Here is a 14,928-nt window from a genome sequence, read left to right as displayed (position 1 = left end):
CCATTCCTTCAGTCACGTGAACAAACGATTCGTCACGTTCAGCAACGCCCTCGAGCGGGGCCGACCACTAGATTGCTGCAATGCGGTAACTATCTGTTTTGGCGAAGTTCTATGCCGACTCAGTGGGGATGCCGGTGCGTCCGTTGCTTTTTTGATGCGCCGATTCGGCAGGGAAAGTGTGCCCCCTTTGGCGAAATCGTAAAAATTACGTTATCCTCGCCGGGCCCCATCCATCGGGCAGGCCCATTAAAGGGTCGTTCCCAGACTCTAGAGTCCACCAATCTGACGTTGGAGAAAGACATACATGTCCAATATCAAGCACCTGTCCAACGCGATTCGTTTCGCGTTGTTTGCTGGAGCTGCCTCGATCTTCGCCGCCCCGGTCATCGCTCAAGATGATCAGGACGAGGAGTCGAAAGAGCTCGACACCATCGTCGTCACCGGTTCGCGTATTCAGCGCGCCGATATCGAAGGCGCTCTGCCGGTCCAAGTGATCGACCGCGCCCAGATCGACGCTTCGGGTGACGTTTCCGTCGCCGAACTCCTGCGCGACTCCACGTTCGCATCGTTCGGTAACTTCCGCCCGCAATCGGGTTCGTCGGCTCAGGCCGTTTCGGACATCGACCTGCGCGGTATCGGTTCGCAGCGCACCCTCGTCCTGATCGACGGTCGCCGCGTTGCCAAGAGCCCGTTCACTGGCGCCAACGCCAACCTCAACACGATTCCGCTGGGCGCCGTTGAGCGCATCGAAATCCTGTCTGACGGCGCGTCCGCTATTTACGGTTCCGACGCGATCGGCGGTGTGGTCAACATCATCACCCGCAAGGATTTCCAGGGCGCTGAAGTCACCTACACCCGCGGTAATCCGTCGATCACCGGCGGCGACATCGAAGCCGGCAGCACGTCCTACGGCGCCGCTGGCGACCGCGGCCGCGTGCTCGCCACTGCCTCGTTCAACAAGCGTGGCATGGTCTTCACCCGCGACCAAATCGGTGGCGGCACCCTCGGCGTGTCGACCTTCGGTAACAACTACCGTCTGGCCAACGCGGCTGGCACGGCTCCGACCGGCGCGTTCATCCCGATGCCGGGCTTCAACTGCGGCGGCTCGGGCACTGGTTCGGGTGCGGATCTGTTCTATCAGACCAACCCGGGTGGCGCTGGTAACGTGTGCTCGTTCAACTTCAACGCCATTGCTGCGAATGAAGCCGAGACCTCGACCACGGCGCTGTTCGTGTCGGCTGATTATGAAATCAACGACAACTGGAGCACCTACCTCCAGACGTCCGTGACGCGCAACGAGTCCTTCGGCCGTTATGCGCCGACCCCGGGCGAAGTGTTCGTTCCGGAAGGCTCGCCAAACGATCCGGTTCCGGGTGACGGCCGTGGCGCCTTCATTCGTCACCGTTTCGCTGCGGTTGGTCCGCGCGACAACAACACCGACGAAAACGCCTACGACATCATGATCGGCTTCAAGGGTCGCGTTGCCGACGCCGTCGATCTGGAATTCGGTGCTCGTCAGTTCGAGAACCAAGCCTATGAACTGGGCCGCAACTACATCGTGACGCGTCTGGCCGAGCGTTCGATCCAGAACGGTTCGTATGACGTGCGTGACCCGTTTGGCGCCGACCGCGCCACGCTGGATGCGATGGCCGCCACGATCAACCGTGACGCCAGCTGGTTCAGCCAGGAAGTCTTCGGTACGGCTGCGTTCGACCTGTTCGAAATGGGCGGTGGCGCTTCCTCCATGGCCGTTGGTCTGGAATGGCGCTCGGAAGACTACGCCGACATCTACGACTCCCTGCAGTCGTCGGGTCAGATCCAGGGTGCTGCCGGTAACTCCGCAGCGGGCGGTCGTAACATCCGTTCGGCCTTCGCCGAGTGGCTGTTCCCGATCACCGACACGTTCGAAGTCACGGCTGCTGGCCGCTTCGACAAGTACTCGGACTACGGTTCTGACTTCGCGCCGAAGGTTGCCTTCCGCTGGCAGCCGCTCGACAACCTGACCCTGCGTGGTTCGTACGGCGAAGGCTTCGCCGCTCCGAGCTTGCCGGAACTGACCCAATCGGCCGCGTTCTCGGCTGACTCGGTTGTCGACCTGCAGACCTGCTTGGCCTTCGGCCGTACGGACTGCGCCAACAGCCCGCAGATTCAGGTTGACGCCACTGTCATCTCGAATCCGTCGCTGAGTTCCGAGCAGTCTGACCAGTGGTCCTTGGGCGTCGTTTACGATCCGATCGACCAGGTCAGCCTGAAGCTGGACTACTACGACATCGGCATCCAAGGCCGCATCGCAGCGATCGGCTCGCAGACGCTGATCAACCGTGACATCCTGGGCATTCCGCTGCCTCCGGGTCTGTCCGTCACGCGTGACCCGATCACCGGCGGTATCGTTGGCGTCGTTCGCGGTTCGACGAACGAAGGCGACCTCGACACGACGGGCGTGGACTTCGAAGCTGACTTCGATTTCGACTTTGGCAATGCTGGCTCGCTGAGCTCGGCGCTGTTGCTGTCGTATATCCGCAGCTACGAGCTCACGAACTACCTGTCTGACGGCACGCCTGTGACGACGGAGTTTGCTGACACGTTCGGTTCGCCGGACCTCCGCGCCGCGCTGCTGAACACCTGGACTCTGGGTGACTTTGGCGTGAACTGGAACAGCAACTTCATCAAGGGCACGCCGGAAGACGACGCCAGCTTCGCCGTCGGTGGTTACACCACCCACGACCTGCAGGTTACGTGGAAGGCGCCGTGGAACGCCACGATCGCCCTCGGTGCGACGAACATTGGCGACAAGTATCCGTCGCTCCAATCCGCCACTGGCGGTCGTCCGTGGAACTTCTTCCTGTACGATGCCTACGGCCGCACGCCGTACATCCGCTACACCCAGAACTTCTAATCGAAGTTTTTGGACAGAAGTACCGAGAGGGGCTCGCAAGAGCCCCTCTTTTTTTTGCCCACGACACTGGGCAAACGCAATCGCCATGCTGCACCTGCCGCCGACATTCCGGGGTCTGCAATCACCCGTTGCAGGGCATGCGCGCGTGGTAGGCCGATCGCTCATCAGGCGTTCCCCAACCAGGCAGAAGGTGTTGCAACACGCGCATCTGTCAAAAGGCAGCGATCGCGCACCAGCACCAGAACAGCGAATTCTCGGGCGTTATTCCGCGCACCAGCGTGTGGGAAACAGCATAGGCTTCCCGAATGAGGTGGCTTGGTGCGTTCGCGTGGGCGCTAACGATGTTGTCGTCATTCGGACGAAACAGACCAAATGACTATCGGCAGGACTGTTTCAGTCTGTTGTGTCAGACAACCGCCAAGGGACAAGCGGTAATCCCGCGAATGATTAGCACAGACCGCCAAGCGGCGGCCCGGAACCGGCTAAAGCCTCGGCACAGCGCCCAAACGCCTTCACCACTCAAACCGATACCCCAACCCGTAGACCGAGTTCAGACAATCGCGCTCCGGCGCCAGGTTCGCCAACTTCTTCCGCACGTTCTTGACATGACTGTCGACCGTGCGATCGCTGACCACGCGGTGATCCAGATAGAGCGCATCGAGCAACTGCGCGCGACTCAGAATCTGCCCAGGTCGATGCATCAGCGCCCGCAACAGCCGAAATTCCACGGGCGTCAACGTCTCTACAGCCGGACCGAGCCGCACTTCCATGCGGTGCTCATCCAGTTCGGGAAGATCTGAATGGGCGGCGTCGGCCGGCACGGCGCTCAACAGCCCGGGAGCTGCACCCCACTGCTGGACACGGCGCAGTTGCGCGCGTACCCGCGCTACCAGTTCGCGGACGCTGAAGGGCTTTAGGACGTAGTCATCGGCGCCGAGTTCCAGCCCAAGCAAGCGATCCACTTCCTCGACTCTCGCCGTCAGCATGATCACGGGAACGGTCGAAAAACTGCGCAACTCTCGACAGATCGCCATGCCATCGCGCCCCGGCAGCATCAAGTCAAGAATGACCAAGTCAAACCGCTCCGTCCGGAGCAAGGCCATGGCGGCGTCGCCATCGTGTACCAACACGGATTCGTAGCCCTCGCGCCGCAAATAGTCGCGGATCAACTCGGCGATCTTGATCTCGTCTTCCACGATCGCTATGCGAATCATGATGGTGCGTCCTGGATCGGCAGTTCGATGTCGATCGCCAATCCGCCGAGGCCCGAGTGGCGCGCCACGATCCGGCCCTTGTGCGCGGCGACGATCCGTTCTGCGATGGCCAAACCAAGGCCGGCGCCGCCACGTTCCCGATTGCGCGACGCCTCGACCCGATACAGGCGCTCGAAGAGCCGTGGCAGCGCGGCATCGGGCACGCCTGGCGCGCTGTCCTCGACTTGCAGGCGACATTTCCGCCCGAGTCGCTGCAGCCGGACGGACACCTGACCCGGCGCATCGGTGTAACGCGCAGCGTTGCTGAGCAGATTGCCGAGCAGTTGCTGCAGGCGTTCGGCATCGCCCTGGATGATCGCTGCCTGATCCGGGCGCTCCCATTTCAGGCGGAGCCCGCGACTCGCGAGTGCGTGTTCCTGGGTCGGCAGAAACTCGGCGAGCAACTGACCCAAATCCAGCGGCTCGAAGCGATAGTTCAGCGCGCCGGCGTCGCTGAGCGACAGTTGATACAAATCGTCGATCAGTCGCTTGAGGCGCTGACATTCGCTGCGCAGCGAATGCAGCGCCTTGGCGTCGGCCGTGCGGACGCCGTCTTCGATGGCTTCCAGTTCGCCGAGCAGGATGGACACTGGGGTGCGCAGTTCATGGGCGATGTCCGCCGTCCATTGTTGGCGTGCCTGCTGGTGCTGCGCCAGCGCTTCGGCCAATTGTCGGACGTCCTGGCGCAACGTCGCGAAGGTGTCGTCGGCCTCCGGCAAATTCGGGGCGGCATAACGACCCTGTGCCAGCGACCGCACAGCAGCCGAAATGGCGGGCAATGGGGCCAGAAGCCGGCGCGCGATCAGCCAGCTGATCGGCAACGCCAGCGCCAAGACCAAGGCGGCGATGATCAAGGCGCCTTGAAGCTGGTCCCGGACAAAGTCCTGTGCCGGGGCGTCCCGGGTAGCCGGAGTGGGTTGCAAGTACAGTTCACCAACCACCGCTCCGTTTGCCTTGATCGCAAAACTGGCGCCTTGGGGACGACGCAACGGCGGTCCGTGCAGCCTGACGCCCGTCTCATCAAAGACGCTGAGCCGGTTCATCCACTCGGGCGGCGTGCCGCGCAGGAGTTCAGGCTCGTCATTCATTGGTTCCAGACCGTTCAGTCGGTTGCCACCGCCGCGGAACGGCGGCGGTGCTGGATAGTCATTGCCCAGCCCGCGTCGTGGCGGCGGAAAGGGCGGATTGCCGGCCCGAAACCGATCGCCCGGGCGCATGCCCGGGCCAAAAGGCGGATGGCCGCCTGGTTGGCCGTCGCCCGGTTGCACATGAGCGCCATCGCCGGGCAACGGTGGGCCGGAATCGTCAACGGGGGCTTGCGGCCGGGGTGGTGGCAGGGCGATGGTCCGGGCCGAGTCTTCGGGGTCGCGCTCAGCGGCCAAGTGCCGCATCAAGGCGGGTTCCTTGCGCAGGCGGTCCCAGCCGTTCTGTTCGCGATAGAACTGCTCCAGCCGCCCGACGATCCGCTCGGCCCGCGCCGTATCGAGGGCGAAGATGTACGCCTCAAACCCTTGCCGAAACTGCTGTTGCAGCATCAACACCATGGCGGCCAAGGCCGTCACGATCAACAGTGCGGTAGCGAGGAACAGCCTTTTCCACAGTTGGTTCATGAGCACACTGTACGAATGACAGACGTCCCGCGCACGTCGCGAGCGCTATTCTTCGCAGAATCTCCATATTTTGTGGCCAAAGGACTATCCGTGATCCCTCATACCATGGAACTGATCGGCACCAGCCTGTTTGCGCTGGCCGTCGTGCATACATTCTCGACCAAATATTTCGACCATCTGTCGCACGTTCGGCCGACGCATGCTGGCGTCTTCCATCTGCTCGGCGAGGTGGAAATCGTATTCGGTATTTGGGCGATGATTCTGTTTGCCTTCTTTGTCGGCCTGCAAGGCAAACCCGCGGCGCTGCTGTACGTCGAAGGGCTGAACTTCACCGAGCCGCTCTTTGTGTTCGCGATCATGGTCGTCGCCGCGTCGCGGGCAGTCTTGCAGTGTTCGCGGTTTTTGGTTGAAGCCATCAGCCGACTGCTGCCGATTCATCCGCAGGTCGCCTATTTTGTTACAACTATCAGCCTGGTGCCGTTGTTGGGTTCGTTCATTACCGAGCCGGCCGCGATGACGCTCGCCGCGCTGATCCTCAGAGACCGCTTCTATGGGCGAAATGTGCCGGAACGCTTCAAATACGCAGCGTTAGGGGTCTTGTTCGTCAATGTTTCGATCGGTGGTGTCTTGACGCCCTATGCCGCGCCGCCGGTGCTGATGGTGGCCGCGACCTGGGGTTGGGATGTGACCTTCATGATGACCCACTTTGGCTGGCGCGCGGTGGTGGCAGTGTTGGTCAACGCGATTGCGATCACTGTGCTGTTTCGCTCCGTGCTGCGCCAGCAGGAGTTGCCCGAGCAACCCGGACCAACCATCACGTTGCCGTGGCCGTTGCTGGTGCTGCACCTTGGTCTGTTGACCGGGGTCGTGATCTTTGCCCACGATCCGCCCGTATTCCTCGGGTTCCTCCTCCTCTACCTGGGGGTGGCCGAGGCATATCCGCAGCACCAGGACAAGCTGCTATTGCGCGAAGCACTGCTCGTCGCGTTCTTCCTCGCCGGCCTCGTGGTGCTGGGCGGGCTGCAGCGCTGGTGGCTGCAACCATTGCTGACCAGCATGAGCGAAACTCAGGTTTATTTTGGCGCGACAGCCCTGACCGCGATCACCGACAACGCGGCGTTGACCTATCTCGGCTCTCTGGTCGATGGGCTCAGCGAAGAATTCAAATATGCGTTGGTCGCCGGGGCGGTCACCGGTGGCGGCCTGACCGTCATCGCCAATGCGCCGAATCCGGCCGGGTTCTCGATTCTGCGCTCGCGTTTCGAGGAGGGGTCGATCAGTGCGCTGGGATTGCTCAAGGCGGCGCTCGCGCCCACGCTCGTTGCCGTCATCTGCTTCTGGTTCCTGCCATGAGTGGCCTGCCGAGCTACGCGGATATCGAGCTCGCTGCGGCCCGGATAGCGCCCTACGCCCGACACACACCCGTCCTCAATGAGCCGCGGCTCGATGCTGCGATCGGCGCGACCCTCTGGTTCAAATGCGAGGGCCTGCAGCACGTTGGCGCGTTCAAGTTCCGCGGCGCGTGCAACGCGGTGATGTCGCTGTCGGATAGGGATGCAGCCGCTGGCGTGCTGACGCATAGTTCTGGCAATCACGGCGCGGCACTCGGCGAGGCTGCCCGGCTGCGTGGGATTCCTGCCCATATCGTGGTGCCCGAGGGGGCGAACCCGGTCAAACTCGCGAATATCCGCGCCACGGGCGCCACGCTGCATGCGTGCGCACCGACGCTGGCCGCACGCGAGGCCACAGCCGAGCGCATCCGCGCCGAGACCGGGGCGAGTCTGATCCATCCATACGAGGACTACCGCGTGATCGCCGGCCAGGGCACGGCCGCGCGCGAACTATTGGCACACGTGCCCGATCTCGATCTGATCCTGGTGCCGTTGGGGGCGGTGGTCTCGCGGCGGGTACCTGTCTGGCCGCTGCGCACCTGGCGCCGGCGTGTGAAGTCATCGCGGTGGAGCCAGCATGCGCCAACGACGGCGAAGTGGGTCTCGGGCGTGGCGAGCGGGTCGAATCCTGGCCAGTCGACACGATCTGCGATGGTTTACGGACGATGCTGGGTCGCCCCAATTTTACGATTCTTCAAAGCCGGGGCACCCGGGTGCTGACCGCCCCAGACACGGACACTGAAATCGCCATGGCTGAATTGCAGCGTGCGCTCAGATTGGCCGTGGAGCCGTCCAGCGCGGTGGTCTATGCCGCGCTGAAGCGCGCCGCAGCGATGTTTCAAGGGCGCCGAATCGGCGTGATTCTCAGCGGTGGCAATGTTGCGTAGGCAACATGTCAAACGTGTGTCCAACGTTCGCGCGTTTTCTTATGATTGTGAGCTAACCTTATGTTTTCAAACAGAATGGCCTGATATCCACAAGACTTGTGGATAACTCTGTGGACGGCGCATGGGAAATACTCCCCAAAACCTCAGTGCAGGCGGCTTGTGCGCTCGGCGGTAAAAAAAGTGCCAAGTTCAAGATAGGCTGTAAAAACAACAACTTGCGGCGTGGAACGAAGCCCGCTCAACCGCTCGGAGCGGACTTGACAAGTCGCCGTCTGACCACATTCGCAAGCTGTGAACTGTTGCACAGGCGGCCCACCCGCATCCTGATTGAGAGAGCCGGGCATGGGCGTGCTGTCAAGCCATCAACTGGCAGGTGTCTGGCAACCGCCCCGATAACCGTTCAGCTTGGAAATTTCCTGCCGAAGACTTGAGTCCCTGAACGAAACGCAGGACTCTTCTGAATCAAACATGGACGCCGAGGCCCGCAGCTGTCATTCTTGCCGACCCGTTCGTGAGCACAGTGCGGATTGTTCAGCCACTTGACTGTGGCGCGCATCTTACCTAACATCTCGCGCCCTTTTTCCCCCTATTTTCGAGTGTTGCCATGAAGCGCACCTATCAACCGAGCAAGATCAAACGCGCCCGTGACCACGGTTTCCGTGCCCGCATGGCGACCAAGAACGGCCGCAAGATTCTGTCCGCGCGCCGCGCCAAAGGCCGCGCCAAGCTGATCCCGTAAGAGTCATGACCAGCCCTGGCGGCGCGGCCTCGTTTCCGCGTACGCATCGGGTACTCACCAAATCAGAATTTGATCTGGTGTTCCAATCCGGAAACGGACTCAGGGCGCGATCCGTTCGCGCCCTGTTTCGTTTTCGCGACGATGGCGAGACCCGGCTCGGCTTGATCGTGCCCAAGAAAGCGTTTGCTCGCGCGGTCGATCGCAACCGCATCAAGCGGCTGATCCGCGAAGGCTTTCGCCGTCACCGTTGCCACTTGGCAGCGGTCGATGTCGTATTTCAGGTCCGGTCCGAAGCCCGCGACCGGACACTCTTCCAAAGCGAACTCGACCAGCTCTGGCGACGGCTCGATCGGGCCGAGTTGCGCGCTTCATCGAAAGGCAAACCGACGCCATGAACAGTCTTCGCGGCATTCTTTGGATGGTCCTCCTGGGGGTTTCCTTCCTGCTGTGGCAGGCCTGGATGACCGACTACGTGTATCCGAAGCCTACGACGCAGGCTCCCGCGCCGGCGGCACAGTCCGACTTGCCAAGCACTACGGCCGGCCAAGCTGCCGATGTGCCAAGTGCCAGCCAATCGACCGAACCGGGTGCCGCGCCATCCAGCGTTGCCGACGCAGCCACGGCGAGCACCGATAAGCACCCACCGATTCGCGTCCGGACCGATCTCCTCGATCTGCAGATCGAGCCCGTAGGCGGCAGCGTTAGTGTGGTCGATCTGCTCGCATACCGAGTGGATGCCAAGAAGCCAGAACCCAAAGTCCGCCTGTTCGACAACCAGGCCGCCACCTGGTTCGTTGCGCAATCTGGCCTCGTGAGCACAGACGGTACTGCGCCCAATCACCAGGCGCTGTTTCAGTCGGCAAGCCAGGACTATCAACTGGCTGAGGGGCAGAATCAGATCGAAGTGCCGCTGACCTGGCAAAACGACCAGGGCCTGAAGGTCACCAAGACGCTGGTGTTCACCCGCGGCAGCTACCTGATCACCGAACGCTGGACGATCGACAACCAGACCGGTCAACCGTTCAAAGGCAACGCCTACGAACAATTGCAGCGAGCGGCACCACCGCACGTGAGCTGGTCGTTGACCAACCCGCAGAGTTACAGCTTCGTAGGCGCGGCCTGGTACAGCGAAGAAGAAAAGTTCGAAAAGCTCGCCTTTGACAAGTTCGAGAAAGATCCGCTCGCCCGCGACATTACGGGTGGTTGGGCAGCCATGTTGCAGCACTATTTCTTCGCGGCCTGGATTCCGCCAGCCAACGAGGCCGTGCGCTACGAATCGCGCATGGTCCCCGATCCTGCCGGTCCGCGGTATCTGGTCCGCGCGCTGAGTCCGGTGCTCTCGGTGCCTGCCGGCGACACCTTGAACCGCGAATCGCGTCTCTATGTCGGTCCGAAGCTGCAGAATGATCTCGCCGCGATCGCGCCCGGACTGCCATACGTCATTGACTACGGCAAAATCACGTTCATTTCCGAGCCGCTGTTCTGGCTCTTGAACCAGTTGCACAAACTGGTCAACAACTGGGGCCTCGCGATTGTTCTGGTGGTCGTCTTTCTGAAACTGGCGCTGTATCCGCTGAGCGAAATGCAGTACCGCTCGATGGCCAAGATGCGCAAGCTGCAGCCGCGTATCCAGGAGTTGCAGCAGCGCTATGGCGAAGATCGGCAGAAGCTCAATCAGGCCATGCTGGAGCTGTATCAGAAAGAAAAAGCCAATCCCGCATCCGGCTGTTTGCCATTGCTCTTGACGATTCCGGTGTTCATCGCGCTCTACTGGGTGCTGCTGGAGTCGGTGGAGCTGCGCCACGCACCGTTCTATGGCTGGATCCAGAACCTGTCTGAGCGTGATCCGTATTTCATTCTGCCCGCGCTGAACGCGTTGACCATGTGGCTCACCCAGAAGCTCTCGCCGGCCCCGGCGGGCATGGATCCGCTGCAGCAGAAGGTGCTGATGTACATGCCGCTGATCTTGAGTCTGACCTTTGCGTTCTTCCCGTCCGGCCTGGTGCTCTACTGGACGGTCAACGGCACGCTCGGTCTGCTGCAGCAATGGATCATCATTCGCCGCTACGAAGCCAAGGAACCCAAGGCCGCCTGAGCGTGCAGGACGCCGACACCATTGCCGCCATCGCGACTGCAGCCGGTCGGGGCGGCATTGGCGTCATTCGACTCAGTGGTTCAAATGCACTGCAGATTGCCAAAACGCTTTGTCACCGGCGCACGTTGACTCCGCGGCACGCGCATTTCGCTCGTTTCTATGATGCCGAGGGCGTTGTGCTCGACCACGGCTTGGTGCTTGCGTTTCCGGGGCCAAATTCGTTCACCGGCGAGGACGTCGTCGAGTTGCAGGCGCATGGTGCTCCAATCGTCCTCGAACAACTGCTGAAGCAACTGTTCCGGCTTGGCGCGCGCCAAGCCCGCGCCGGCGAGTTCTCTGAGCGCGCTTACTTGAATCGGCGTATCGATTTGACGCAGGCCGAGGCCATCGCAGACCTGATCGCCGCCCAATCCGAAGCGCAAGCGCGAGCCGCAGTGCGTGCGCTGGAAGGTCAGTTTGGCGATCAGGTGCGCACGTTGCAGCAAGATCTGGAGCGTTTGCGCGTGCATATCGAAGCGGCCATCGATTTCCCGGAAGAGGAGATCGACTTTCTGGCTGACCCAGTGCTGGTCCAGCAAACCGAACACTTGCAGAAATCGATCGCGCGCATGCTCGATGACGCCCGGCGCGGGCAAAGGCTGCGAGATGGCTTGCACGTGGTGCTGATTGGTCGGCCGAACGCTGGCAAATCGAGCTTGCTGAATGCGCTCGCCGGCAAACCCCGCGCGATTGTCACCGACCTTGCGGGCACGACCCGCGATACATTGATCGAAGACCTCGATCTGGATGGTGCAAGCATCACGCTCGTTGACACGGCCGGCATTCGCGACAGTCAGGATCCGATCGAGCAGGAGGGCATTCGTCGCGCCCGTGCCGAGTTCGCGCGGGCCGATCTCGCACTGATTCTGGTTGCGCCGGGCGATGAGTCCGAGCTCGCACACCTGCTCGCCGAAGCGCCTGCCGGCATCCACATACTGATCTTGCGCACCAAGCTTGATCTCGGCCCGCCCGTGCCCATCGATGCCGAGGCGGCCGAGCAGATTGCCATCAGCGCGCAGAGTGGCGAGAACATTCCGGTGTTGCGCCGCCGATTGACGCAACTCGCCGGTCTTGGCGAAGGCAGCGACGGCACGCGCTCGGCACGCATCCGCCATGTTCAGGCCTTGGAAGCAGTGGCCGAACACTTGGACGTCGCACATGCACGCCTGACCTATGATCGCGCTGGAGAGCTCGCCGCCGAAGAACTGCGCCGCGCGCAGCAGGCCCTATCCAGCATCACGGGTGACTACCTCGCCGATGACTTGCTGGGCGCGATCTTTTCAAGTTTTTGCATTGGCAAATAGTCGACGCCACCGATAGCGTTGCGGAACCCGAAAAATGCGCGCTAGGATCAATGACTCCAGGCGTGAATGTCGATGATCCGACTGACGAACTTTTCATGAATCGCCCGATCCTGATCCGCGTCCTGTTGCCGCTCGCGGTTCTGGTGCTCGTCGAAGCGCTGCTCCGTCTGGGCTATTGGGAATCGATGGCGTCGCCGAACAGTCGAATTGGCGCAACAGTACGGCTCAAGACCCGGTTGGCACAGGAGCGTGAGCCCTTCCAACTGGTCACGCTCGGCAATAGTCGCGCTGAGCTTGGGCTCGATGAAGACGTCCTGCAAGCAATGGCCAATCGCCATGGCCAAAGGCATGTGCGTGCAACGTTACGTGGCGCCAACTGGTTGACTTGGGTGACCTTGGCCGAATGGCTCAAAGCGCACTACCCCGACGTGGACAACGCGATCATTGCGGTCTCGGTAGGTGACCTTCTGTGGACGAACAACGGAAGTTTCGAAGTCCGCATGGTCGAGCCTATCCGACAGGGACTCTGGCCCTCGCGGGAGGCACGCCTGATCTTCGATCCCAACGACTCCGACTCGTATGCGATCTGGTCGTCGTTGCTCGCATATCGGGCCGATCTGGCCGATTACGTTCGCGATCCGACGGGTCGACAACAGCAGCTGGCGCGAGCCGCACAGCGATCGCCGAGCAACGTGCGTGCCTCATCAAGCAACAACATTTGCGATCTGCCGATCCAGAGCCTTGCAAGCTGTGCCGCCGGCCAACCGGGAACAATCGTCGGATTGAACATCGTAAGCGAATGCAAGCAAGCCAACCAGACGTTGGCGACGCGCGAGGATTGGCGCCCGCCTTTGGCGCCGCCGATTCGAAAAGAGCGCCAGGCAGTGGCTACGCTGCGCCGATTACAGCTGCAAGGCATGCCCTACCGACGCCCGGTTGTCGTGCTGATGCCAGTATTAAAATTGTGGCGACAAGACGCGTTTCCGCCTGGACATGAGGCCTGGGTCAAGCAAATGTTCGAGCCACTGGTGGCGTCTGGGCGCATCACCCTGATTGATGCGACCGACTTTTTTGACGCCGCTCCGGGCGGCGAATGCACGGCGTTCTACGATCTCTATCATCAGACGCCGGACGCCTCGCGCGCGCTCACGGAATACCTCGTGCCGCAGATCGAGGCAGCGCTCTATGACTCGGCGCAAAGGGCGGCGCAGTGAACTTCAACTCTTGGTCATTCGTCCTGTTCTTTCTGATCGTGTTTGCGATCAGCGCGCCCATGCGGCGCTATTCCACGCTTCATAAGTGGGCCCTGCTAATTGCAAGCTGGTACTTCTATGGCAGCTGGAACTGGCAGTATCTCGGGCTTATTTTGTTCTCAACGGTCTTTGACTACTGGATCGGGCATCGCTTCGGGCGCACCGTCAAACCCAAACGCCTGATTACGATCAGCGTGATCGTCAATCTGGGCGTGCTGGCGTTCTTCAAGTACGCCAACTTCGCCATTGCGAGCGCCAACGATCTCGCTGACGTTGTGGGAGCTGGATTTCAGTTCAGCGCGATTGACATTCTGCTGCCCGTTGGCATTTCGTTCTACACCTTTCAAAGCATGAGCTACACGATCGACGTGTATCGAGGCGAGCTCGCCCCACGAAAAAGTCTGCTCGACTACGCCTTGTTCATCGCGTTCTTCCCACAGCTGGTGGCCGGCCCGATCGTGCGCGCCAGCGAGTTCTTTGCCGAACTGGATCACCCCAAGCGACTCCCTTGGAAAGAGATCAGCTATGCGTTGATCCTGATTGCGCTTGGCTTTGTGAAAAAAGTGGTGCTGGCGGATTCGCTGGCTGAATGGGCTGATCCGATCTGGGCGGCCGTTGCTCTGCGGGAGCCGGCATTCGTGTTGGCAGCCGTCTACAGCTTTGCGTTTCAGATCTACTTCGATTTTTCGGGTTACACCGACATCGCCATCGGCATCGCCCTGTTAATGGGCTTCCGCTTTCCCCAGAATTTCAACTACCCGTACGCGGCCACCAGTCTGCAAGACTTCTGGCGGCGCTGGCATATGACCCTGTCGCGCTGGTTGCGCGACTATCTGTACATTCCCCTCGGCGGCAACCGGTACGGCCCCACGCGCACCCAGGTCAATCTGTTGCTCACGATGTTACTCGGCGGTCTATGGCACGGCGCGAGCTGGAACTTTGTGATCTGGGGTGGCATCCATGGCTTGTGGCTCGCTTTTGAGCGCTTGCTGTTGTTTCGAATTCCCGGTTGGAACAGCCCGAGCCCGATCATCGTGTTGCTTCGGTGGCTGCTGACGTTTCATGTCGTGTGCTTCGCCTGGATCTTCTTCCGAGCACCTGACTTGCCAACCAGCCTGATCGTCATCGAAAAGATCGGCCAGCTGCTGACGAATCCCGGCACGCTCGACCGGATCAACACCGCACTGTTTGGCTTCCTCGTCCTGCTATTGCTGCACGTGGCCGGAAACCGCTATGCGTTGAAGCGGCGCATCGGCGAGGGGCCGCTCTGGTTGCACAGCAGCGTGATGATTGGCGCCCTGGCCATGCTGTATCTCTTTGCGCCGAGCCGCGCGGCGCCGTTTTTGTACTTTCAGTTCTAGGCGGCATTCCGATGGAAAGAGGTACGAAACAGTAGAACAACTGCTCCGCGTGCAACCGGCCTGACCCAGCATCACAGCGACTCTTGCCGACGATTGGTGC

At 61.2% G+C, this 14,928-nt stretch carries 10 protein-coding genes and 1 pseudogene; 9 read left to right on the top strand and 2 right to left on the bottom strand.

Annotated elements, in window-relative coordinates; translation table 11 throughout:
* Nucleotides 1–304 precede the first annotated feature (304 nt).
* Nucleotides 305–2,896 (top strand): TonB-dependent receptor plug domain-containing protein, encoded by a 2,592-nt coding sequence (locus C7S18_RS18440; RefSeq protein ID WP_106892950.1) that lies wholly within the window; start codon nt 305–307, stop codon nt 2,894–2,896.
* Nucleotides 2,897–3,408: 512 nt separating this feature from the next.
* Here C7S18_RS18440 and C7S18_RS18435 read toward each other — a convergent pair.
* Both C7S18_RS18435 and C7S18_RS18430 read right to left on the bottom strand, forming a co-directional pair.
* Nucleotides 3,409–4,110: a response regulator gene (locus C7S18_RS18435; protein ID WP_106892949.1), complete on the bottom strand. Its 702-nt coding sequence runs from the start codon at nt 4,108–4,110 to the stop codon at nt 3,409–3,411.
* A complete protein-coding gene (locus C7S18_RS18430; protein ID WP_106892948.1) occupies nt 4,107–5,759 on the bottom strand; it encodes an ATP-binding protein in 1,653 nt (550 codons plus the stop codon). The genes C7S18_RS18435 and C7S18_RS18430 overlap by 4 nt, the downstream gene beginning before the upstream one ends.
* Nucleotides 5,760–5,849: 90 nt before the next feature.
* On the opposite strand from C7S18_RS18430, the gene C7S18_RS18425 reads away from it, so the two are divergent.
* The 8 genes and pseudogenes from C7S18_RS18425 to C7S18_RS18390 all read left to right on the top strand — a co-directional run bounded on the left by C7S18_RS18425 (nt 5,850) and on the right by C7S18_RS18390 (nt 14,828).
* Complete coding sequence (locus C7S18_RS18425; protein ID WP_240623928.1) at nt 5,850–7,112, top strand: putative Na+/H+ antiporter; 1,263 nt, start codon at nt 5,850–5,852, stop codon at nt 7,110–7,112.
* A pseudogene (locus C7S18_RS18420) lies at nt 7,109–8,037 on the top strand (pyridoxal-phosphate dependent enzyme). Before C7S18_RS18425 ends, C7S18_RS18420 begins: the two are co-directional and overlap by 4 nt.
* A 604-nt stretch (nt 8,038–8,641) precedes the next feature.
* Nucleotides 8,642–8,776 carry a 50S ribosomal protein L34 gene (rpmH, locus tag C7S18_RS18415; RefSeq protein ID WP_106892946.1) on the top strand — a complete coding sequence of 45 codons (135 nt, stop codon included), beginning with the start codon at nt 8,642–8,644 and terminating at the stop codon, nt 8,774–8,776.
* A gap of 5 nt (nt 8,777–8,781) precedes the next feature.
* Entirely contained in the window at nt 8,782–9,171 is a 390-nt protein-coding gene (gene rnpA, locus C7S18_RS18410) for a ribonuclease P protein component (protein WP_106892945.1), read from the top strand.
* Nucleotides 9,168–10,871: a membrane protein insertase YidC gene (gene yidC / locus C7S18_RS18405; RefSeq protein WP_106892944.1), complete on the top strand. Its 1,704-nt coding sequence runs from the start codon at nt 9,168–9,170 to the stop codon at nt 10,869–10,871. The genes rnpA and yidC overlap by 4 nt, the downstream gene beginning before the upstream one ends.
* Entirely contained in the window at nt 10,823–12,214 is a 1,392-nt protein-coding gene (gene mnmE / locus C7S18_RS18400; protein WP_106892943.1) for a tRNA uridine-5-carboxymethylaminomethyl(34) synthesis GTPase MnmE, read from the top strand. Before yidC ends, mnmE begins: the two co-directional genes overlap by 49 nt.
* 95 nt (nt 12,215–12,309) lie before the next feature.
* Nucleotides 12,310–13,428: a hypothetical protein gene (locus C7S18_RS18395; RefSeq protein ID WP_146152000.1), complete on the top strand. Its 1,119-nt coding sequence runs from the start codon at nt 12,310–12,312 to the stop codon at nt 13,426–13,428.
* Nucleotides 13,425–14,828, top strand: coding sequence for an MBOAT family O-acyltransferase (locus C7S18_RS18390; RefSeq protein WP_106892941.1), 1,404 nt, complete (start codon nt 13,425–13,427; stop codon nt 14,826–14,828). The genes C7S18_RS18395 and C7S18_RS18390 overlap by 4 nt, the downstream gene beginning before the upstream one ends.
* The last annotated feature ends 100 nt before the right edge of the window (nt 14,829–14,928 follow it).

The organism is Ahniella affigens (assembly GCF_003015185.1).
Taxonomy (GTDB): Bacteria; Pseudomonadota; Gammaproteobacteria; order Xanthomonadales; family Ahniellaceae; genus Ahniella; species Ahniella affigens.
Note: the sequence above shows the minus strand (reverse complement) of the source record. Positions and strands in the feature narration are given on the sequence as shown.